This is a genomic window from Nocardia nova NBRC 15556 (assembly GCF_001613005.1).
GTDB classification, from domain to species: Bacteria; Actinomycetota; Actinomycetes; order Mycobacteriales; family Mycobacteriaceae; genus Nocardia; species Nocardia nova.
Genome location: NZ_BDBN01000123.1, coordinates 1 through 20073, shown reverse-complemented (window position 1 = coordinate 20073; position 20073 = coordinate 1). Strand labels below are relative to the sequence as shown.

The following is a 20073-nucleotide window of genomic DNA, read 5'->3' as shown; positions in this document are numbered from 1 at the left end:
CCACATCCAGCGAACCGACCCACTGCGGAATCGTGGTGGCGCTGATGATGGGCAGGCCCGCGCGGTCGCCGAACGCGGCCTGCAGCAGAGTGGCCGCCCGGGCCGCGCGTCCGGTGCCGGAGACCAGCACCAGACTTCGCGGCCGCAGCCCGTCGAGCCGGATGAGCGCGTTTTCGGCGACGGCGGCCGCGGTGGCACGCACCTGGGCGCCCCCCGAGGCGGCCGAACGCAAAATTCCCCCGGAATCAGCGGCCTCCAACGAGGCGACGTCATCGAGGTCGAGTACGGGTGTCCCTGCGATCATCGGGCGTTGCCACCTCCCCTCAATCGGGTCACCACGCCGGGGGATGTCGTTGTCCCCGGGCGAATCCAAGCCCTGTGATTCCACTATTCCAGTCAGCCGCGCACGATGCTCAGAATCTCGGTTACGAGTGCGTCTACTTCCTCCTGCGAACGGGCCTCGACGTTGAGTCGCAACAGCGGCTCGGTGTTGGATGCGCGCAGATTGAACCACGCCTGTCCGGGCAGCCGCACGGTCACGCCGTCGAGCCGGTCCACCGATTGCGCGCGCCCTTCGAATGCGGTGACCACCGCCAGGGTTCGGTCCTGCGCATCCGCCACTGTGGAGTTGATCTCCCCGGAGGCCGCGTACGTCGCATACGAGGACGCGAGCTCCGACATCGGCCGGTCCTTCTCACCCAGGGCAGCCAGCACGTGCAGAGCGGCCAGCATACCGGAGTCGGCACCCCAGAAGTCGCGGAAGTAGTAGTGCGCGGAGTGCTCTCCGCCGAAGATCGCGCCGGTCGAGGCCATCTGCTGCTTGATGAAGGAATGGCCGACGCGGGTGCGGACCGGCGTGCCGCCGAGTTCGGTGACCAGTTCGGGTACGGCCTGTGAGGTGATCAGATTGTGAATGATCGTGGCGCCCGGCTCTTTCGCCAGTTCGCGCTCCGCGACCAGCGCGGTGACCGCGGAGGGGGAGACCGGTTCGCCGCGCTCGTCGACGACGAAGCAGCGGTCGGCGTCACCGTCGAACGCCAGGCCGATGTCGGCGCCGGTCTCGCGGACGTACTTCTGCAGGTCGACCAGGTTCTTCGGATCCAGCGGGTTCGCCTCGTGATTGGGGAACGATCCGTCGAGTTCGAAGTAGAGCGGGGCGATGGTCAGTTGCGGCACCGCGCCCAGCACGGCCGGGACCGTGTAGCCGCCCATGCCGTTGCCCGCGTCCACGGCGATCTTCAGCGGCCGGATCGCGCCGAGATCGACCAGGCCGCGCAGGAATTCGGCGTAGGCCTCGAGCAAATTCTGCTCGGTGGCGGTGCCGCGGGTGCCCGGCCCGGCGGGTACGCCGTCGACGAGTTCCTCGGCGATGGTCGCGAGCCCGGTCTCCTGGCCGACCGGCAGCGCGTTGGCCCGGCACAACTTGATGCCGTTGTAGCGGGCGGGGTTGTGACTGGCAGTGAACATCGCCCCGGGGGACTGCAGATGGCCGGAGGCGAAGTAGAGCTCGTCGGTGGAGGCGAGCCCGATGTGGACCACGTCGAGCCCCTGATCGAGGACGCCGTCGGCGAAGGCGGCGGCCAGTTCCGGGGAGGAGTCGCGCATATCGTGACCGATGACGATGCGCGTGGCGGGGGTGGCGTCGGTGCGCATCAGCCGGGCGAAGGCCGCGCCCACGTCGCGGACGAATTCCGCGTCGATCTGCTCTCCGACAACCCCGCGAACGTCGTATGCCTTGACAACTGCGTGAACGGACTCGGCAGACCGGGCGACTGTCATGACCAACACCCTAATAGGGCCGCGGGCCCGGCCGGGCTTCAGGCCGGTCGCGCGTGTGGCGCGTGCGGTGCGGGCTCAGTTCGGGGGATCGGGCAGCACCCGGAGATGGCCGCGGCGGCCGGTGCGGCCGGGCCGCTGGGGTCGCGCCGGCGGCGGGGAGTAATCGCTGTAACCGCGCTGTTCGGGTTCCGGCGCGCGCCGGCGCATACCGGCTTCGCGGACGGCCTCGGCCAGTGCGGTCAGGTCGTCGTCGTCCGGTGTGCTGGAGGAGAATCCACCTTCGTGCCGGACCAGTTCCCAGCCCTTGGGGGCGGTGATGCGGGAGCCGTGGGTTTCGCACAGATCCCAGGAGTGCGGTTCGGCGACGGTGGCGAGGGGGCCGACGACTGCGGTGGAGTCCGAGTAGACATACGTGAGCGTCGCGACGGCCGGATTCTTGCAGCCTGGGCGGCAGCAACGACGCATGGGAATCACATCCAGCAGACTAACCCCCCACGCCGTGTGTCGCAGACAGACACGCGGGCCGGTGCCCGGCCGGTTCGGGGCGCGCGGGGGCTCCGGCTCCGGGGAGAGCACGTGGCCGCGCCCTCGGCGCGGTGACTACTGTCGCAAGGTATGACCCGATCGAAGAGGCGGCCGGTGACGACCCGTTCGGTGGTTCGCCGCGGGCGCGGTGTGCGCGGACCGATGCTGCCGCCGTCGGCGCCCGCGCGCCGCACCCGCGGCCAGCAGTTCGACCGGCTGGTATTGGAGGCGTTCGCCCCTCTGGACGCCCGCTGGCACGATCGCCTGACCAAACTCGACATCGCGGTCGACGACGTCCCCAAGATCCGCCCGCTGCACCCGGATTCGGTCACCTGGCCCGACGAGGTGGTCGCCGACGGCCCGGTCCCGCTTTCCCGCCTGGTTCCGGCCGGAGTGGACCGCCACAACGTAGCCACCCGAGCCCGAGTGGTCCTGTTCCGCAAACCCCTCGAACTCCGTGCCCACGACCCGGAAGACCTCCTGGACCTACTCCGCGAAGTCCTGGTCCAGCAGATAGCCACCTATCTGGGCGTCGATCCGGAGATCATCGACCCGACAGGGGAGTAGGCGCGCAAGAGCTGTCGGTCACCGCGCTCGCCGATGAGAACGAACGCCGGGCGACCATGGACGAACGGTGGGCAACCGAGAACCAGTGCCACGCGGCCATGAAGATGAACGAGTGCCGGGCGACTCACTTCCCGTCGCCCGCCCCGCTCCGCCGAAGCGAAGCGAGGCGAACAGGGAAACCGGACAACAGATTTCGCGAGCACATGGGTAACTCACCGGGCACGCCCAGAACTCGACCAGGCCCACGACCGCCGGCCCGAAGCGAACCTCACCCGGCTCTCACGGCACGCCAAATATCCGGAGAGGCGGCTACGAGATGCCGCGCTTGAGGCGGCGGCGTTCGCGTTCGGACAGGCCGCCCCAGATCCCGAACCGCTCATCGTGCGCGAGTGCGTACTCCAGGCACTCGTCGCGGACCTCGCAGCCCATGCAGATCCGTTTGGCTTCCCTTGTGGAGCCGCCTTTTTCGGGGAAGAAGGCTTCCGGATCGGTTTGGGCGCACAGCGCCCGTTCCTGCCACTGTTCTTCGATGGTGTCGAACATCGCATCGAAGTCGGTGACGATGAGACTCAGCTGCGGTGGTTCGGGTTTGCGCTGGGCGCGCGCCCACTGCCCTCCCTGCGGAGTTCTGTTGAGCGATCCCGATTCGTTGTTCACCGTGCTGCCCCCCTCTCGTTCGTCGTTCCGGCTGTCAGCGCAGTCGCTTGGTGCTGCGCATGCTGTGGAATCGGTTTGCGATACACCGCCCGGAATGCCCGACGGGGCCAGCTCCTCGGCCATCGCTCCGCCTCCTCACTGTGTGTTAGCGCAGAATGATTTTTCCGTCGGACCGGACGTGCCCACCGACGGTCCCACACCGCGACGTAGTCCCGCGGACATCCCCGAGCTTGTCGTTCCGATGCGAACATGCGTTCGAAACGCGGTCTGCGCCAAAGGCTCTCGCGCGGACCCGGAATGACATGTCTGTGATTAGACACGCCGGACGCGCCGATGGTCAAGCTGCCGACACAATTCCGTTACTATCCGAGGCCGCCTTCGGCGCGGTTCGGTAACCCCGAAGTAGCAAATGACCAGCAAATACGCACTCGAACACCCGCTTCCGGGCACCGCATAGGCTGTGCGGATGTGACTGGAGAACAAGCGGACATCGCGGCCGAGATCGAGCGGATTGATCGTAAACCGCGCATTGCGGTGTTGGTCGGTGGAGTCGGCGGCGCGCGCTTCTTACAAGGTGTGCGGGAACTGCTGCCGGACGCGGATGTAACGGCGCTGGTGAACGTCGGCGACGACGTCTGGATGCACGGTTTACGCATCTGTCCCGACCTGGACACCTGCATGTACACGCTGGGTGGGGGTATCGATACCGAGCGCGGCTGGGGTCGCGTCGGGGAAACCTGGCATGCCAAGGAGGAACTGGCGAAATACCACGCGCAACCGGATTGGTTCGGACTCGGAGATCGCGATATCGCGACGCATCTGGTGCGCAGTGAAATGCTGCGCGCGGGATACCCGCTCTCGGCGGTTACCGAAGCGCTGTGCAATCGCTGGCAGCCCGGTGTGAAACTTCTCCCGGCGACCGACGATCGCTGCGAAACCCATGTTGTGATCAGTGACCCCGACAACCCTGGCGAACGCCGCGCGATTCATTTCCAGGAGTGGTGGGTGCGGTACCGAGCAAACGTCGAGACCCATGGATTCGTCACAATCGGGGCGGATCAAGCCAAACCGGCCCCCGGTGTGACGGAAATCATAGAGGCTGCTGATGTGGTGCTGTTGGCACCCTCGAACCCCGTGGTGAGCATCGGTGCGATCCTCGCCGTGCCGGGTATCCGGGGCGCCCTGCGGACCACCTCCGCCAAAGTCGTCGGTTTATCGCCCGTGATCGGGGGAAAACCCTTGCGCGGCATGGCCGATGAATGCCTCGAGGTGATCGGCGTGGAAACCTCGGCCGAGGCCATCGGACGGCACTTCGGCGCCCGGTCCGACACCGGCATCCTCGACGGCTGGCTGATCCACTCGAGCGACGAGGCCGACGTGCCGGGTGTGGAGGTGCGCAGCGTGCCGCTGCTGATGACCGACCCGGCCGCCACCGCCGCCATGGTGCGGGCAGCGCTCGATCTCGCGGGAGTGCCGGCATGAGCGATCAGGGGCGAAACACCGATCACGCGCCCGGCGGGGAGATCCGGATCATCCCGGTGCCGGGGCTGCCGGAATTCCGGCCGGGCGACGACGTCGCGGAACATATTGCGGCCCAGGCTCCTTGGCTCGCCGACGGTGATGTGCTGGTGGTGACCAGCAAGATCGTCGCCAAGGCCGAGGGACGCATCGTCGAGGCGCCGCGGGATCCGGACGAGCGCGACGCGGTGCGACGGAAACTGGTCGATGCCGAGGCGGTGCGGGTGCTGGCGCGCAAGGGTCGCACCCTCATCACCGAGAATCACATCGGCATCGTGCAGGCCGCTTCCGGCGTGGACGGCTCGAATGTGGAACAGGGCGAATTGGTCCTGCTGCCAACCGATCCCGACGCCAGCGCGAAGGCGTTGCGGGCGGAATTGGCCCAGCGCCTCGGCGTCGACGTCGCGGTGGTGATCACCGACACCATGGGTCGCGCCTGGCGCATCGGGCAGACCGATGCCGCGATCGGCGCCGCCGGCCTGCGCGTCGTGCACGACTACGCCGGCGCGGTCGACGGGCAGGGTAACGAGTTGCAGGTCACCCAGGTGGCGGTGGCCGACGAACTCGCTGCCGCAGCGGATCTCGCGAAGGGCAAGCTGGGCGGGGTGCCGGTCGCGGTCGTGCGCGGGCTGACTCCGCACGACGACGGATCCACCGCCAAGGATCTGCTGCGCGGCGGCGAGGAGGATCTGTTCTGGCTCGGCACCGCCGAGGCGATCGAGCGTGGCCACCGGGAAGCGCTGCTGCTGCGCCGCTCGGTGCGGACCTTCGCCGATACCCCGGTCGATCCCGAGGTGATCCGGGCCGCGGTCGGCGACGCGCTCACCGCGCCGGCGCCGCATCACACCCGGCCGGTTCGCTTCGTCTGGGTGCGGCAGCCGGAGCTGCGCGCGCGACTGCTGAATTCGATGGCGGCGCAATGGCGCACAGATCTCGGTGGCGACGGTCTCGATCCCGAGCGGGTGGAACGCCGGGTCGCGCGCGGCCGGATCCTGTTCGACGCCCCCGAGGTGATCATCCCGTTCTGTGTCCCCGACGGCGCGCACGACTATCCGGACGAGCGTCGCCGTGCCGCCGAATCGACCATGTTCACCGTCGCGGTGGGCGCGGCTGTGCAGGGACTGCTGGTCGGGCTGGCCACGCGGGGCGTCGGCAGCTGCTGGATCGGATCGACCATCTTCGCGCCCGAGGTGACGCGTGAGGTGCTGGGGCTGGCGCCGGACTGGAATCCGTTGGGCGCCATAGCCATCGGCTATCCCGAGGAGGAGCTTTCGCCGCGCCCGCCGCGCGAGGCGGGAACGGGTCTGGTCGAGTTGTGAGTACCGAGTCGCTGCACGCCTCGGCCACCGAGCTGCTCGAAAACTGGAAGCCCGCAACGCATCCGGAACAGTCGGTACGCGAGGCGATGCTGGCGTTCCTGGGGTCGGCGCCGCGCGGGTGTCTGCGCGAACACGCACCCGGCCACATCACCGCGTCGGCGGTGGTGTTCTCCCACGACGAGCGCGAGGTGCTGTTGACGCTGCACCCGCGGGTCGGCCGGTGGATCCAGCTGGGCGGTCACTGCGAGCCGGGGGACGAGACCGTCGTCGACGCCGCGTTGCGGGAGGCGACCGAGGAGTCCGGGATCGCCGGGCTGGAGGTCGAACCCGGCCTGTACGGCGCGCAGGCCCATCCGATCACCTGCTCGCTGGGGGTGCCGACCCGCCATCTGGATCTGCTGTTCAAGATCCGCGCTCCGCGCGGCGCGGTGCCGGTGCGCAGTGCGGAGTCGACGGATCTGCGGTGGTGGCCGGTCGACGCGCTGCCCGCCGATTCGGATGTGCTGTTGCGCTGATCCAGCTTTCACCGGCGGGACGGGTCGCCGAGCGGAATCCGTCCCGCCCGGCCGTCGCGCGGTCACAACGCGTTTACAAATCGGCAAGAATGTATAGACACCCGACAGGCATCGGCATATTGTCCACGGTAATGGTTACCCACATCACAGTAGATGTGGCAGCTGTATCGAATGGAGACGACGATGTCGACCGAAGCCGGAACCACCGACGGCCTGCTCGACTCGGGATGGCGTGACCGCAAGCGCTATATGTGGTTGTGGGGGTTGTTCGCCCCGACCGGACTGTTCATCATCGGACTACCGCTGATCTGGGGGCTCAACGAACTGGGCTGGCATACCCTCGCGAAAGTGCCGTTCTGGCTCGGTCCGATCCTGATCTATCTGGTCATTCCCGCCGCCGACCTGTTCTTCGGGGCCGACGGTGAGAATCCGCCGGACGAGGTCATGGAGTATCTGGAGAACGACCGGTACTACCGCTACCTCACCTATATCTACCTGCCGTTCCAGTACGCGTCGCTGGTCATGGCGTGCTACCTGATCACCGCGGACAACCTGAGCTGGCTCGGCATCGACGGCGGGCTCACCGTCGTGGACAAGATCGGCCTGGCCCTGACGGTCGGAATGGTCGGCGGCATCGGGATCAACACCGCTCACGAACTCGGGCACAAGAAGGTGCATCTGGAACGCTGGCTGTCGCGCATCGCGCTGGCCCAGACGTTCTACGGCCACTTCTACATCGAGCACAATCGCGGGCATCATGTGCGGGTGGCCACGCCGGAGGATCCCGCGAGTTCCCGTGTGGGCGAGACGTTCTGGGCGTTCTGGCCGCGCACGGTCTGGGGCAGTCTGCGCTCCGCGTGGGGCCTCGAGCGGACCCGGCTGGAACGGCTCGGGAAGCGGCCGTGGAGTCTGCACAACGATGTGCTCAGCGCGTGGGCGATGTCGCTGGTGCTCTACGCGGCGCTGGTGGCCGGCTTCGGCATCGAGGTCCTGCCGTATCTGGTGCTGCAGGCGGTGGTCGGCTTCAGCCTGCTGGAGGCGGTCAATTATCTGGAGCACTACGGTCTGCTGCGGCAGCGCACGGCCCGCGGCCGGTACGAGCGGCCGACACCGCGGCACAGCTGGAACAGCGACCACCTCGTCACCAACATCTTCCTGTACCACCTGCAGCGGCACAGCGATCACCACGCCTATCCGACCCGCCGTTACCAGACCCTGCGCAGTTGGGACGGCGCGCCGAATCTGCCGAGCGGTTACGCCAGCATGATCCTGCTCGCCTACTTCCCGCCGCTGTGGCGGCGCGTGATGGACAAGCGCGTTCTGGCTCACTACGACGGCGATCTCACGCTGGCGAATGTTCAGCCGAGCAAGCGGGACAAGGTCCTCGCGCGTTACCAGGAGGCACGATGAGCGACAATCGCGCAGCGGCTCGTCGTGCCGACCGGGTGCGGGTGTCCCGCACGACACAGGAGGGATGATGGGGGCTTTTCGTTGCCCTGTCTGCGATTACGTGTACGACGAGGCGAAAGGCGCTCCGCGGGAAGGGTTTCCGGCGGGCACGCCGTGGGAGTCGGTGCCGGACGACTGGTGCTGCCCGGACTGCGGGGTGCGGGAGAAGATCGATTTCGAGGAGGCAGGGTGAGTGACGATCGCGGAGCGGCTCGCCCTGCCGACCGGGTGCGGGTGTCCCGCAAATTACAGGAGGCAGGGTGAGTGACAATCGCGGAGCGGCTCGCCGTGCCGACCGGGTGCGGGTGTCCCGCAAATTACAGGAGGCAGGGTGAGTCGGCCCTATCGGATTTTCCAGTGCATCCAGTGCGGCTTCGAATACGACGAGGAGCAGGGCTGGCCGGACGAGGGTATCGCCCCGGGAACGCGCTGGGAGGACATTCCGGACGACTGGACATGTCCGGACTGCGGCGCGGCCAAGGCCGACTTCTTCATGGTCGAGATCGAACGTTCGTGAGTCGTTTTGACTGCGGAATCGACCCGTGACACCGTCGCGGGTATGCCGCGTAACGGATCCCGGGTCCCGTATCAGGAGGCGGCGCGCACCCTGCTGCGCACGTCGGTCCTCGATGCGATGCGGGAACTGCTGATCGAGCGGGACTGGGCCAAGATCACGCTCGGCGACGTCGCGACGCGGGCGGGGGTGAGCCGCCAGACCCTGTACAACGAATTCGGCTCCCGGACGGGGCTGGCGCAGGCGTATGCGCTGCGGCTGGCCGACCAGCTGGTCGACCATGTCGGAACGGCCATCGAGGACAACGTGGGGGATGCGCGGGCGGCGTTCCGCGAAGGCCTGGCAAATTTCATCCTCGACAGTGCGGCCGATCCGCTGGTGCAGTCACTGGTGGTCGGTGAGGCCAAGCTGGATCTGCTGCGGTTGATCACCCTCGACGCCGGGCCGCTCATCGAACATGCCGCCCGCCGTTTGGGCGCGGCATTCGAAAACAGCTGGGTGGGGGCGTCGGCGGCGGAGGCGGATGTGCTCGCGCACGCCCTGGTGCGCATCGCCATCAGCTACATCCCGACCCCCGCCGCACTGCACCGCGACGCGCCGGAGGAGCTGAGCAGGTTGCTGTCGCCGTATGTGGAGGCGATTCTCGCCGCGCGGGACCGGACCGGCGGCCGGTAGCCCGAAATCGCCCTGTGACGGATAACGATTCGTCTCCGGGCCGGTTGGGGTGCCAGCCGACAACCGGGCGTGCGCTGGCCGGCCGGATCGAGTGGACTGGATGGGTGCTGACCTGGGCGCTCGCTGCGGAAACGATGGTTGCTGATGCGATGCGGCGCAGCTGGTTCCGGCCCCCGCTGTCTGTGACTTCGGGTCCGCCTGTGTAACGGTTACCACTTTGCGGGTTTGAACCGGGCGTAACGGCCCCGGAGCAGCTACATATTTACCTGGCAGGAGTCCAGGTTCATTCAAGTGGGGCAATAAGTGCAAACGGTCGGCAAACGCTCGGGTTCGGCTGATCCCAAGAAGCATCTGTGGATGTTGGGATTGATCGCTCCGGGCTGCGCATTGCTCCCTTCCCAGCTGGTCGCCCGGACCGGCATCGAAGCGTTCTGGTGGATCGGGCCGATCATCGTGCTGATCGTGATACCGCTGCTGGACTGGTTCGTCGGCGAGGACGGCACGAACCCGCGCGACGAGGATTACGAGCGGCTCTCCCACGACCGCTACTACCGGTGGTGCACCTATCTGTTCCTGCCCATCCAGCTGGCCGGACTGGTGATCGCGGCCTACATGTGGTCGGGTGACGAACTCGACGTGGTGGACAAGCTGGGGCTGGCGGCGACGCTCGGTTTCGTCAGCGGTATCGGCATCAACGCCGCGCACGAGCTGGGGCATCGGGTGGAACGGCTGGAGCGGTGGCTGGCCAAGCTCGCACTGGCGCAGTCCGGATACGGGCATTTCTTCGTCGAACACAACAAGGGGCACCACGCGCGGGTGGCCACCCCGGACGATCCGGCCAGTGCCCGGATGGGCGAATCGCTGTGGATGTTCCTGCCGCGCAGCATCTTCGGCGGACTGCGCTCGGCGATCCGGCTGGAACGCGAAAGGCTGCATCGCAAGGGCCTCGGCTGGTGGAACGTGCGCAACAACATCCTGCAGGCGTGGTCGATGACGGTGGTGCTCTACGGTGCGCTGCTGGCGGTGTTCGGTTTCGCCATGCTCCCGTATCTGCTGCTGCAGGCCGTGATCGGATTCGGGCTGCTGGAAACCGTGAACTACGTCGAGCACTACGGGTTGTTGCGCCGTCGCCTGCCCGGTGGGCGCTGGGCGCGCTGCTCGCCGGCCGACAGCTGGAACTCCGATCGGCTGGTCACCAACATCTTCCTGTTCCATCTGCAGCGCCACAGCGACCACCACGCCAATCCGGGCCGTCGCTATCAGACCCTGCGCAGCACCCAGGAGGCTCCGCAACTTCCGGCGGGTTACGCGACGATGATCCTGCTGGCCACCGTTCCGCCGCTGTGGCGGCGGGTGATGGATCCGAGGGTCGCCGCCCACTACGCGGGCGATCTCGGCAGAGCCAATATCGCGCCGCGCAAGCGGGAGCGCACCCTGGCCGTCTACCGGCTCGCCGGATAGCGGGTTCGGGCAGGACCGGGTTTCAGGCGGGGACGAGCTCGGTCCGTTCCGGGGGAGTCGCGGGTGCTTCGGCGGGTTCGTCGTCGACCATGGTCGTCTCGTCGAAGGGGAGTTCGCGGTCGAGCACGGCGCGCACGCGCACATCGTCGATGGTCTTGGTCCAGGTTCCCACCAGGACGGTGGCGACGGCGTTGCCGGAGAAGTTGGTGACGGCGCGGGCCTCGGACATGAACCTGTCGATGCCGACGATCAGGCCCACACCGTCGATCAGATCCGGGCGATGGCTCTGCAATCCGCCGGCCAGGGTGGCCAGACCCGCGCCGGTAACCCCGGCCGCGCCCTTGGAGGCGACGATCATGAACAACAGCAGGCCGATCTGCTGCCCCAGCGTCAGTGGCTTACCCATCGCGTCGGCGATGAACAGCGAGGACATCGTGAGGTAGATCGCGGTGCCGTCCAGGTTGAACGAATATCCGGTCGGCACCACGATGCCCACCGTCGAGCGTTCGACCCCCAGATGTTCCATCTTCGCGATCAACCGCGGCAACGCGGACTCCGAGGACGAGGTGGAGAAGATCAGGAGATATTCGCGGGCCAGGTAGCGAACCAGCTTGAAGATCGATACGCCCGAACTCACCCGCAGCAGCACGCCCAGTACGCCGAAGACGAAGACCAGGCAGGTCAGATAGAACGCGAGCATCAGTGCCGCAAGCTGTTTCACCGCATCCAGTCCGGTCGCCGCCACCACGTTCGCGATCGCGCCGAAGGCACCGAGCGGTGCCAGCCACAGGATCATGGTCAGGATCTTGAACACCAGCTTCTGTGCCAGCCCCACCGCGCGCAGGATCGGTTCGCCCTGCTTGCCCATCGCCTGCACGGCGAAGCCGACCAGCAGCGCCACGAACAGGGTCTGCAGCACGCTGCCGGCGGTCAGCGACGAGAGCAGCGAGGTCGGAATGATGCTCTCCAGGAAGTGCCAGGTGCCACCGCTGCCTTCGGCCTGTTTCACGTAGCCGGCGGCAGCGCCGATGTGTTCGTGCACGTTCAGGCCGCTGCCCGGCTGCAGCAGGTTGCCGACGACGAGACCGATCGTCAGCGCCACCGTCGACATGATCAGGAAGTAGCCGATCGACAGGCCGCCGATCTTGCCGACCCGTGCGGCCGCCCGCACCGACCCGATACCCAGCACGATCGTGCAGAAGATGACCGGGGAGATCATCATCTTGATCAGGTTGACGAACATGGTGCCCAGCTCGCCCACGGATTTTCCGAATGCGGGCGCCAGCCAGCCGACGAGTACGCCGGCCACGACCGCCACGATGACGGCGAGATAGAGCCAATGGGTACGGTCGCGACGGTGCGTCCGTGTCGAGTCGCTCATGAGATGTGCCTCCGGTGCTGCCCGATCTGTCCCTCGGGTTCGTACTGTGATGATGGGGGTGACCGTGACCTCGGTCACCATTACGTACGTTTCGTTCACGGGAGGACCGTTGCGGGCGAGAGGCCGGACCGCCGGACGTGGACGGGGCATGACCCTGGCCGGCCAGGTCTTCGTGGTGCAGCTGGCGGTCCTGGTGGTGGTGATCGCGGTCGGATCGGCGCTGGCGGTGTGGGAGGTGCGCCGGGAACAGGACGATGCGACGGCCCGGCGGGTCACCGGCATCGCGGTGGCCCTCGCGCAGGCGCCTTCCACGGCGACCGCCGTGCGGACGCCGGATCCCACGGCCGTGCTGCAGCCGGTGACCGAACGGATCCGGCAGCGGACCGGAGTGGACTTCATCGTGGTGATGGCCCCCGACCGCACCCGGTACACCCATACCGATGTCAGCCGGATCGGACAGCCGTTCAGTGGCAACATCGATCGGGCGCTGGCCGGTGAGACGTTCACCGAGACCTACACCGGGACGCTGGGCCCGTCGATCCGGGCGGTCACACCCGTCGTCGACGACACCGGCCGGGTCGTCGCGCTGGTCTCGGCGGGCGTGACCCGCGCCCGCATCGGCGATCAGGTGAGTGCGCAGCTGCCGCTGATCCTCGGGGCGGCCGGCGCCGGTCTGCTGCTGGCCGTCCTGGGCGCACTGCTGCTGCGCCGCCGGCTGCTGCGCCAGACCCAGGGACTGGGTCCGGCCGAACTGCGGACGCTCTACGAACATCACGACGCGGTGCTGCACTCCGTGCACGAGGGCCTGATCGTGTTCGACCGCGACGACGAGGCGGCGGCGGTGGTCAACGACGAGGCCAGACGCTTGCTCGAACTCCCGGACGGCCCGGTGCGACGCGCCGATCTGCCGGTCTCGCTGCGGCGCCTCGACGCGACCGTGATCCGCGACGAGATGCACGTGACAGCGGCGCGGGTGCTGGTGGTCAATCAGGACGTCGTCTCCTGGGCGGGGCGGCGTCTCGGCACCGTTCTCACCATCCGTGACCACACCGAATTGCGCGACATCATGGGTGAGTTGGACTCCGCGCGCGGTCTGGCGGAATCGCTGCGCGCACAGGCGCACGAGGCGGCCAACCGGTTGCATGCGGTGATCACCATGGTCGAACTGGGCAATGTCGCCGGAGCCGTCGATTTCGCGACGGCCGAGCTACAGCTGTCCCAGGCGCTGATCGACCGCCTGACCGATGCGGTCCACGAGCCGGTACTGGTGGCACTGCTGCTCGGCAAGGTCGACCGGGCCATCGAGCGCGGAGTGGAGCTGACCGTCGCCGACGACACCGCGCTGGAATCCGCCGCCCCGCTGGCCCCGCAGGAAATGGTCACCCTGGTCGGGAACCTCGTCGACAACGCGGTGGACGCGGTGGCGCAGAATCCCGACGCGTGGGTCGAGGTGACGGTCCGCTCGGAGGCATCGGCGCTGGTGGTCAGGGTCGCCGACAGCGGCCCGGGAATGTCGGAGGAGACCTTCGCCCGGGCGATGGAGCGGGGATATACGACCAAGGCCGAACATCACGGCCTCGGCCTGGCGCTGGTGTGGCGGCTGGTGACCCGATACGGTGGCTCGCTGCGGGCCGAGCGAAGTCCCGAATCCGCTGTCGTGGTGAGGATTCCGGTGCGATGACGGGCCAGCCGATTCGGGTGCTGATCGTGGAGGACGAACCGCGCATCGCCGAGGCGCATCACTCGTATGTCGCGCGGGTGACGGGATTCGAGCCGGTGGGGGTGGCCGCCACCGGCCGCGACGCCATCCGCGCGGCGACGCACGCTGCCGCCGCGGGAACTCCGATCGATCTGGTGCTGATGGATCTGGGACTGCCCGATATCGGCGGGCTCGAGGTGACCGCCGCCCTGGCCCGGCTGCGCCCGCGACCCGATGTCATCGCCATCACCTCGGCGCGCGACCTCGAGATGGTGCGTGCCGCGGTCGCGCACGGGATAGCGCTGTATCTGCTGAAACCGTTCACCTTCGCGGCTTTCCGGGACAAACTCGAGCGCTATCTGGAATTCCGGGCCGCGCTGCCGGCCGATGATTCGACACTGACCCAGCACGACATCGATCGGGCATTGAGCGCGCTGCGTACCACCGATCCGAAGGCGTCCGCGCCGAAAGGTATTGCCCCGCAGACACTTCAGGAGATCTCCCGGGCGGTGCGCGAGACGCCGGCCGGGCTGTCGGCGACCGAAACCGGCCGCGCCGTGGGGGTTTCGCGGGTGACGGCATGGCGTTATCTGGAGCAGCTGGCGGCCGACGGCGTAGTGGAGCGCCGATCGGACTACGGCCGCGCCGGGCGTCCCCAGGTCCGATACGTCTGGCGCCGGTGATGTGCGGTCGGCTGTGCGCACGGTCGGCCGGGCGATCACCGGCACGGCCGGGACCGGAATACGATCCGGCTCGGCGGCCGCACCCCGTCGGCGTACACCGAACGCGTGCGAGCGACTAGCCTGAGTTGTCGAACCGACATCCACCGAGAGGCTGATCCAGGCGCATGACGACCTCAGAACTTTCCGCTCAGACGAACCTGACTCCCGATGTCCGCAACGGCATCGACTACAAGGTGGCGGATCTGTCGCTGGCCGAGTTCGGCCGCAAGGAGATTCGACTGGCCGAACACGAGATGCCCGGTCTGATGGCGCTGCGCCGCGAGTACGCGGAGGTGCAGCCGCTCAAGGGTGCGCGCATCTCCGGTTCGCTGCACATGACGGTCCAGACCGCGGTGCTGATCGAGACCCTGGTCGAACTGGGTGCGCAGGTGCGCTGGGCCTCGTGCAACATCTTCTCGACCCAGGATCACGCGGCCGCCGCGGTCGTGGTGGGCCCGCACGGCACCGTCGACGAGCCCAAGGGCACCCCGGTCTTCGCCTGGAAGGGCGAGACCCTGGAGGAGTACTGGTGGGCGGCCGAGCAGATGCTGACCTGGCCGGGCGAGCCCGCCAACATGATCCTCGACGACGGCGGTGACGCCACCATGCTGGTGCTGCGCGGCGCCCAGTTCGAGAAGGCGGGGGTCGTCCCGCCCGAGGACGAGTCGCATTCGACCGAATACAAGGTATTCCTCAACCTGCTGCGCGCGAGCCTGGCCGCCGACGCCGGCAAGTGGAGCGCGATCGCCGAATCGGTGCAGGGTGTCACCGAGGAGACCACCACCGGCGTGTTGCGGTTGTACCAGTTCGCCGCCGCCGGTGAGCTGACCTTCCCCGCGATCAACGTCAACGACTCGGTCACCAAGTCCAAGTTCGACAACAAGTACGGCACCCGGCATTCGCTGATCGACGGCATCAACCGCGGCACCGATGTGCTGATCGGCGGTAAGAAGGTGCTGATCTGCGGTTACGGCGATGTGGGCAAGGGCTGCGCGGAGTCGATGGCCGGCCAGGGCGCGCGCGTGCAGGTCACCGAGATCGACCCGATCAACGCGCTGCAGGCGCTGATGGACGGTTTCGACGTCGTCACCGTCGAGCAGGCGATCGCCGATGCCGACATCGTGATCACCTCGACCGGTAACAAGGACATCATCGGCCTGGACCACATGAAGGCGATGAAGGATCAGGCGATCCTGGGCAATATCGGCCACTTCGACAACGAGATCGATATGGCCGCGCTGGAGAACTCCGGGGCCACCAAGCTGAACATCAAGCCGCAGGTCGACCTGTGGACCTTCGATTCCGGCAAGTCGATCATCGTGCTGTCCGAGGGCCGGCTGCTGAACCTGGGCAACGCCACCGGCCACCCCTCATTCGTGATGAGCAACAGCTTCTCCAACCAGGTCATCGCGCAGATCGAGCTGTGGACCAAGCCGGAGCAGTACGACAACGAGGTCTACCGCCTGCCGAAGGTGCTCGACGAGAAGGTCGCCCGCATCCACGTCGAGGCGCTGGGCGGCACCCTCACCAAGCTGACCAAGGACCAGGCCGAGTACATCGGCGTGGACGTCGAGGGCCCGTTCAAGCCGGAGCACTACCGGTACTGAGTGCGGAAACGGTTGTCCCGCAGGAGCTTTTGCTTCGACGGGACAACCGTCTCGTGAGCCGCGACGCTCAGATCTGGCAGGTGGGGCTGGGGTGCAGCAACCAGCACAGCACCGAGCCCGGCTCGTTCGAACCGCTCGCCGAGCCGGATCCGAGCGGCGTGTCGGCGATCGCGGTGTTCGCCTCCGGGGTCCGGGCTGCCGTCGCGGCGGCGCAGACGGTGCCCGGGGTGCACCCGTGGCTGATGTCGCCGAGCAGTTTCAACAGGTCGATGAGGCTGCTGCCGGCGCCGCCCTCGGTGGCCGAATCCGCACTTCCGGAGGTGCCCGCGACCGGGGCGGCGGGCTCGAGCGGGAGCGGTGCGGCCGTCGCGACACCGGCGGCGAGGCCCGCGGTGATCGCGAGAGTCGCTGCGGCGGTACGTAATACACGAGTGATGAGCATGGGCGCCTTCCTGCTTTCGGGACGCTTCCTTGATCCCGCGCGGCGTCGCGGCCGTTATCCGGTGCGATGCCCCCAAAAGTAGCGTCTTCTGAAACGTCGACGTTTCCGATAACGCGCGGCGGGTGCGTGGAACAGGGCGGACGCAAAAGCTGTAACCTGCACGTTATGGGTGCACTCATCGCGGTAGAGGGCCTCGACGGCGCGGGTAAGCGGACGTTGATCGACGCCGTCGTCGCGGGCCTGCGCGACCGCGGTCTGCGCGTGGAGACGCTGGCCTTCCCGCGCTACGGCCGGTCGATCCACGCGGATCTCGCGGCCGAGGCCCTGCGCGGCCGGCACGGCGATGTGGCCGCATCCGTGAGCGCGATGGCGCTGCTTTTCGCCCTGGATCGCGCCGAGGCCCGCGACGAGTTGTCGAAACTGTTGGTGGACAACGATATTGTGCTGCTCGATCGGTATGTCGCCTCCAATGCCGCCTACAGCGCCGCGCGGGCCGGCGAGCAGGCGGACGGCGAAACGAGTTCGTGGGTAGCGGAATTGGAGTTCGGCCGGTTCGAACTGCCGGTCCCCGATATCCAGATACTGCTCGACGTGCCGACCGAGCTGGCGGTCGAACGCGCCCGGCGCCGAGGTGAACTCGACACGGCACGCGCGCTCGACGCCTACGAACGGGATATATCGCTGCAGGAACGTACGGCGGCGGTCTATCGTGTGTTGGCCGAATCGCGGTGGCACGGGCCGTGGTGGGTCCATGCGCCGCAGGACGATCCGGTCCGACTCACCGAACGACTGGCGGAAATGATTGGCCGATAGGGTGGCATGTGCGTCGGTAATGTAACCAGTGTTGGCGTGGTTGCCCGTTCCGAGCCGGAGAGATGACAACATAGTAATTATGAAGCCGAAGATTCTGGTCGTCGACGACGATATGGCGCTCGCCGAGATGCTCACGATCGTCTTGCGCGGCGAGGGTTTCGACCCCCATGTGGTCGGCGACGGCACGCAGGCGCTCACCGCGGTCCGGGAGCTACGCCCGGATCTGGTGCTGCTCGACCTCATGCTTCCGGGCATGAACGGTATCGACGTGTGCCGGGTGCTGCGCGCCGATTCCGGTGTGCCGATCGTGATGTTGACGGCCAAGACCGACACGGTCGACGTCGTCCTGGGCTTGGAATCGGGTGCCGACGACTACATCGTCAAACCCTTCAAGCCGAAGGAGCTGGTCGCGCGGGTGCGGGCGCGGTTGCGCCGTACCGACGACGAGCCGGCCGAACTCCTGTCGATCGCCGACATCGTCATCGACGTACCGGCCCACAAGGTGACCCGCAGCGGTCAGCAGATATCGCTGACTCCGCTCGAATTCGATCTGCTGGTGGCACTGGCGCGCAAACCGCGGCAGGTGTTCACCCGTGAGGTGCTGCTCGAGCAGGTGTGGGGTTACCGGCACGCGGCCGACACCCGCCTGGTGAACGTGCACGTGCAGCGACTGCGGGCCAAGGTCGAGAAGGATCCCGAGAACCCTGAGATCGTGCTGACCGTTCGTGGCGTGGGCTACAAGGCCGGACCGCCGTGATCGCAGGCTCCAGAAGCCGCGTCGAGCGGCTGCTGGCAGCCGTGGTGGCCTGGTTCAAATCCGTCGGAGAATCGCTGGGCCACACGTGGCGGCGATCGTTGCAGTTGCGCGTGGTGGTCTCCACGCTCACTCTGTCGCTGATCGTCATCACGATCCTCGGTGTGGTGCTGACCAGTCAGATCACCGACCGCCTCCTGGACGCGAAAGTCAATGCGGCCGTTGAGGAGATGAGCCGCGCTCGCAATACCGTCGAGGCGCAGTTGACGGGCGTTTCCGATTCGAGCACCCAGGCGGTCCGGCTGCAGGACGCCGTGCGCGCACTGTCGACCGGCAGCAGTTCGTCCGCGGGCGGCGCCGGAACCTACAACGTCGCGCTGGCGATGGTGGGCGACGGCCAGCAGGAGGTGACCGCCGGGCCCATCACGGAGGTGCCGGCCGAGTTGCGCCGGTTCGTCCAGCAGAACCAGGTGAGCTATCAGTTCGCGACGATCTCGGATCCGGACGGTTACCGCGGGCCGGCGCTGATCATCGGCAGCCCGAGCTCGGAGGTGCCGACCCTCGAGGTCTATCTGATCTTCCCGCTCAACAACGAGCAGCGCAGCCTGAGCCTGATGCGCGGCACCATGCTGATCGGTGGCATCGTGCTGCTGCTGTTGCTGGCCGCGATCACCGCGCTGGTGGCCCGGCAGGTGGTGTTGCCGATCCGCTCGGCCGCCCGGATCGCCGGACGTTTCGCCGACGGCCGCCTCAAGGAGCGGATGCTGGTCCGGGGTGAGGACGATATGGCCAGACTCGCCATGTCGTTCAACGAGATGGCCGAAAGTCTGTCCAATCAGATCACTCAGCTCGAGGAATTCGGCAATCTGCAACGCCGCTTCACCTCCGATGTCAGCCACGAACTGCGAACTCCGCTCACGACGGTGCGCATGGCCGCCGACCTCATCCACGGATCCAGCGACGAACTCGATCCGGCGCTGGCCCGCAGTGCCGAACTGCTGGTGACCGAGCTGGACCGGTTCGAGGGTCTGCTCAACGACTTGCTCGAGATCAGCCGCCACGACGCGGGTGTGGCCGAATTGCAGATCGAATCGCTGGATGTGCGGATGTGCGCGCGGGCGGCGGTCTCCACGGTCCGGCATCTGGCCAAGGACGCCGGCTGCGAACTGGTGGTGGACCTGCCCGAGGAACCGCTGGTCGCGGAGGTCGACCCGCGCCGCGTCGAACGCGTGCTGCGCAATCTGCTGGCCAACGCCATCGACCACAGCGAGGGCAAACCGGTCCTGATCCGCATGCGTGGTGACGTCGACGCCAACGCCGTCGCGATGGTGGTGCGCGATCAGGGTGTCGGACTTCGGCCCGGTGAGGAGAAGCTGGTCTTCAATCGCTTCTGGCGGTCGGATCCCTCGCGGATGCGCCGTTCCGGCGGTACCGGCCTGGGTCTGTCGATCAGCGTCGAGGACGCCAATCTGCACGACGGCCGGCTCGAGGCCTGGGGCGAGCCCGGGGTGGGCGCGAGCTTCCGTCTCACCCTGCCACTGGTGCGCGGACGAAAACTCGGACCGAGCCCGCTCTCGCTGGAACCGCCCAAGCGGCGGCTGGCCGAGCTGCCGGCCGGGTCGGTGGAGGCGGCGGACGAGCTCGCGGAACCGGCGGACGATGCGCTCGCCGACCCG

Annotated in this window: 20 protein-coding genes and 1 pseudogene; 15 read left to right on the top strand and 6 right to left on the bottom strand. The window is 67.4% G+C overall.

Annotation, left to right across the window (positions count from 1 at the left end):
• The 3 genes and pseudogenes from NN2_RS32945 to NN2_RS32935 form a co-directional block, all read right to left on the bottom strand.
• Positions 1-304: pseudogene (locus tag NN2_RS32945) on the bottom strand (tobH protein); the annotation flags it as partial.
• Positions 305-396: 92 nt separating this feature from the next.
• A complete protein-coding gene (locus NN2_RS32940) occupies positions 397-1779 on the bottom strand; it encodes a phosphomannomutase/phosphoglucomutase (protein ID WP_063018907.1) in 1383 nt (460 codons plus the stop codon).
• Positions 1780-1854: 75 nt separating this feature from the next.
• Positions 1855-2244: a DUF3499 domain-containing protein gene (locus NN2_RS32935; protein ID WP_030515004.1), complete on the bottom strand. Its 390-nt coding sequence runs from the start codon at positions 2242-2244 to the stop codon at positions 1855-1857.
• Between the two features lie 150 nt (positions 2245-2394).
• On the opposite strand from NN2_RS32935, the gene NN2_RS32930 reads away from it, so the two are divergent.
• Positions 2395-2871: a metallopeptidase family protein gene (locus tag NN2_RS32930; RefSeq protein ID WP_195022669.1), complete on the top strand. Its 477-nt coding sequence runs from the start codon at positions 2395-2397 to the stop codon at positions 2869-2871.
• Positions 2872-3180: 309 nt separating this feature from the next.
• Here NN2_RS32930 and NN2_RS32925 read toward each other — a convergent pair whose 3' ends face one another.
• On the bottom strand, positions 3181-3414 hold the full coding sequence (locus NN2_RS32925) for a WhiB family transcriptional regulator (RefSeq protein WP_030515006.1): 234 nt from the start codon (positions 3412-3414) through the stop codon (positions 3181-3183).
• A gap of 582 nt (positions 3415-3996) precedes the next feature.
• On the opposite strand from NN2_RS32925, the gene cofD reads away from it, so the two are divergent.
• The 8 genes from cofD (at position 3997) to NN2_RS32885 (ending at position 10979) form a co-directional block, all read left to right on the top strand.
• Positions 3997-5010 (top strand): 2-phospho-L-lactate transferase, encoded by a 1014-nt coding sequence (gene cofD, locus NN2_RS32920; RefSeq protein WP_245658949.1) that lies wholly within the window; start codon positions 3997-3999, stop codon positions 5008-5010.
• Positions 5007-6365 carry a coenzyme F420-0:L-glutamate ligase gene (locus tag NN2_RS32915; protein ID WP_063018899.1) on the top strand — a complete coding sequence of 453 codons (1359 nt, stop codon included), beginning with the start codon at positions 5007-5009 and terminating at the stop codon, positions 6363-6365. The genes cofD and NN2_RS32915 overlap by 4 nt, the downstream gene beginning before the upstream one ends.
• Positions 6362-6880: an NUDIX hydrolase gene (locus NN2_RS32910; protein ID WP_030515009.1), complete on the top strand. Its 519-nt coding sequence runs from the start codon at positions 6362-6364 to the stop codon at positions 6878-6880. The genes NN2_RS32915 and NN2_RS32910 overlap by 4 nt, the downstream gene beginning before the upstream one ends.
• A gap of 183 nt (positions 6881-7063) precedes the next feature.
• The gene (locus NN2_RS32905; protein ID WP_063018897.1) at positions 7064-8290 is read left to right on the top strand and encodes an alkane 1-monooxygenase; all 1227 of its coding nucleotides are present in this window, start codon (positions 7064-7066) and stop codon (positions 8288-8290) included.
• A gap of 67 nt (positions 8291-8357) precedes the next feature.
• On the top strand, positions 8358-8522 hold the full coding sequence (locus NN2_RS32900) for a rubredoxin (RefSeq protein ID WP_030515011.1): 165 nt from the start codon (positions 8358-8360) through the stop codon (positions 8520-8522).
• Positions 8523-8660: 138 nt separating this feature from the next.
• Complete coding sequence (locus NN2_RS32895) at positions 8661-8846, top strand: rubredoxin (protein ID WP_030515012.1); 186 nt, start codon at positions 8661-8663, stop codon at positions 8844-8846.
• Between the two features lie 42 nt (positions 8847-8888).
• A complete protein-coding gene (locus NN2_RS32890; protein WP_063018903.1) occupies positions 8889-9518 on the top strand; it encodes a TetR/AcrR family transcriptional regulator in 630 nt (209 codons plus the stop codon).
• A 357-nt stretch (positions 9519-9875) separates the two neighbouring features.
• Positions 9876-10979, top strand: a complete 1104-nt coding sequence (locus NN2_RS32885; protein WP_051755795.1) for an alkane 1-monooxygenase — start codon at positions 9876-9878, stop codon at positions 10977-10979.
• A gap of 22 nt (positions 10980-11001) precedes the next feature.
• Here the strand turns inward: NN2_RS32885 and NN2_RS32880 are convergent, their stop codons facing one another.
• Positions 11002-12360 carry a cation:dicarboxylate symporter family transporter gene (locus NN2_RS32880; RefSeq protein ID WP_063018895.1) on the bottom strand — a complete coding sequence of 453 codons (1359 nt, stop codon included), beginning with the start codon at positions 12358-12360 and terminating at the stop codon, positions 11002-11004.
• Between the two features lie 148 nt (positions 12361-12508).
• Between NN2_RS32880 and NN2_RS32875 the strand changes: the two genes are divergently transcribed.
• The 3 genes from NN2_RS32875 to ahcY all read left to right on the top strand — a co-directional run bounded on the left by NN2_RS32875 (position 12509) and on the right by ahcY (position 16388).
• Complete coding sequence (locus tag NN2_RS32875) at positions 12509-14041, top strand: sensor histidine kinase (RefSeq protein WP_063018893.1); 1533 nt, start codon at positions 12509-12511, stop codon at positions 14039-14041.
• Positions 14038-14742: a response regulator gene (locus tag NN2_RS32870; RefSeq protein WP_063018891.1), complete on the top strand. Its 705-nt coding sequence runs from the start codon at positions 14038-14040 to the stop codon at positions 14740-14742. The genes NN2_RS32875 and NN2_RS32870 overlap by 4 nt, the downstream gene beginning before the upstream one ends.
• Positions 14743-14906: 164 nt before the next feature.
• On the top strand, positions 14907-16388 hold the full coding sequence (gene ahcY / locus NN2_RS32865) for an adenosylhomocysteinase (protein ID WP_063018889.1): 1482 nt from the start codon (positions 14907-14909) through the stop codon (positions 16386-16388).
• Between the two features lie 67 nt (positions 16389-16455).
• Here the strand turns inward: ahcY and NN2_RS32860 are convergent, their stop codons facing one another.
• A complete protein-coding gene (locus NN2_RS32860; RefSeq protein ID WP_063018887.1) occupies positions 16456-16830 on the bottom strand; it encodes a hypothetical protein in 375 nt (124 codons plus the stop codon).
• 165 nt (positions 16831-16995) lie between these two features.
• On the opposite strand from NN2_RS32860, the gene NN2_RS32855 reads away from it, so the two are divergent.
• The 3 genes from NN2_RS32855 to mtrB all read left to right on the top strand — a co-directional run.
• Positions 16996-17643, top strand: a complete 648-nt coding sequence (locus NN2_RS32855; RefSeq protein WP_063018901.1) for a dTMP kinase — start codon at positions 16996-16998, stop codon at positions 17641-17643.
• 79 nt (positions 17644-17722) lie between these two features.
• Positions 17723-18400, top strand: a complete 678-nt coding sequence (gene mtrA / locus NN2_RS32850; RefSeq protein WP_030515021.1) for an MtrAB system response regulator MtrA — start codon at positions 17723-17725, stop codon at positions 18398-18400.
• Positions 18397-20073 (top strand): MtrAB system histidine kinase MtrB (gene mtrB, locus NN2_RS32845; protein ID WP_063018885.1); only part of this gene is annotated, 1677 nt, incomplete at its 3' end. The genes mtrA and mtrB, both read left to right, overlap by 4 nt.

Bases quoted from the DNA above. Each gene is read 5' to 3' on its own strand.
- NN2_RS32875 (WP_063018893.1), top strand. From the start codon at position 12,509: ATGACCCTGGCCGGCCAGGTCTTCGTGGTGCAGCTGGCGGTCCTGGTG.
- NN2_RS32905 (WP_063018897.1), top strand. From the start codon at position 7,064: ATGTCGACCGAAGCCGGAACCACCGACGGCCTGCTCGACTCGGGATGG.
- NN2_RS32925 (WP_030515006.1), bottom strand. From the start codon at position 3,414: ATGTTCGACACCATCGAAGAACAGTGGCAGGAACGGGCGCTGTGCGCC.
- NN2_RS32860 (WP_063018887.1), bottom strand. From the start codon at position 16,830: ATGCTCATCACTCGTGTATTACGTACCGCCGCAGCGACTCTCGCGATC.
- NN2_RS32885 (WP_051755795.1), top strand. From the start codon at position 9,876: ATGTTGGGATTGATCGCTCCGGGCTGCGCATTGCTCCCTTCCCAGCTG.
- mtrA (WP_030515021.1), top strand. From the start codon at position 17,723: ATGAAGCCGAAGATTCTGGTCGTCGACGACGATATGGCGCTCGCCGAG.
- NN2_RS32915 (WP_063018899.1), top strand. From the start codon at position 5,007: ATGAGCGATCAGGGGCGAAACACCGATCACGCGCCCGGCGGGGAGATC.
- NN2_RS32855 (WP_063018901.1), top strand. From the start codon at position 16,996: ATGGGTGCACTCATCGCGGTAGAGGGCCTCGACGGCGCGGGTAAGCGG.
- NN2_RS32940 (WP_063018907.1), bottom strand. From the start codon at position 1,779: ATGACAGTCGCCCGGTCTGCCGAGTCCGTTCACGCAGTTGTCAAGGCA.
- NN2_RS32930 (WP_195022669.1), top strand. From the start codon at position 2,395: ATGACCCGATCGAAGAGGCGGCCGGTGACGACCCGTTCGGTGGTTCGC.
- NN2_RS32935 (WP_030515004.1), bottom strand. From the start codon at position 2,244: ATGCGTCGTTGCTGCCGCCCAGGCTGCAAGAATCCGGCCGTCGCGACG.
- NN2_RS32880 (WP_063018895.1), bottom strand. From the start codon at position 12,360: ATGAGCGACTCGACACGGACGCACCGTCGCGACCGTACCCATTGGCTC.
- NN2_RS32900 (WP_030515011.1), top strand. From the start codon at position 8,358: ATGGGGGCTTTTCGTTGCCCTGTCTGCGATTACGTGTACGACGAGGCG.
- NN2_RS32890 (WP_063018903.1), top strand. From the start codon at position 8,889: ATGCCGCGTAACGGATCCCGGGTCCCGTATCAGGAGGCGGCGCGCACC.
- NN2_RS32870 (WP_063018891.1), top strand. From the start codon at position 14,038: ATGACGGGCCAGCCGATTCGGGTGCTGATCGTGGAGGACGAACCGCGC.
- ahcY (WP_063018889.1), top strand. From the start codon at position 14,907: ATGACGACCTCAGAACTTTCCGCTCAGACGAACCTGACTCCCGATGTC.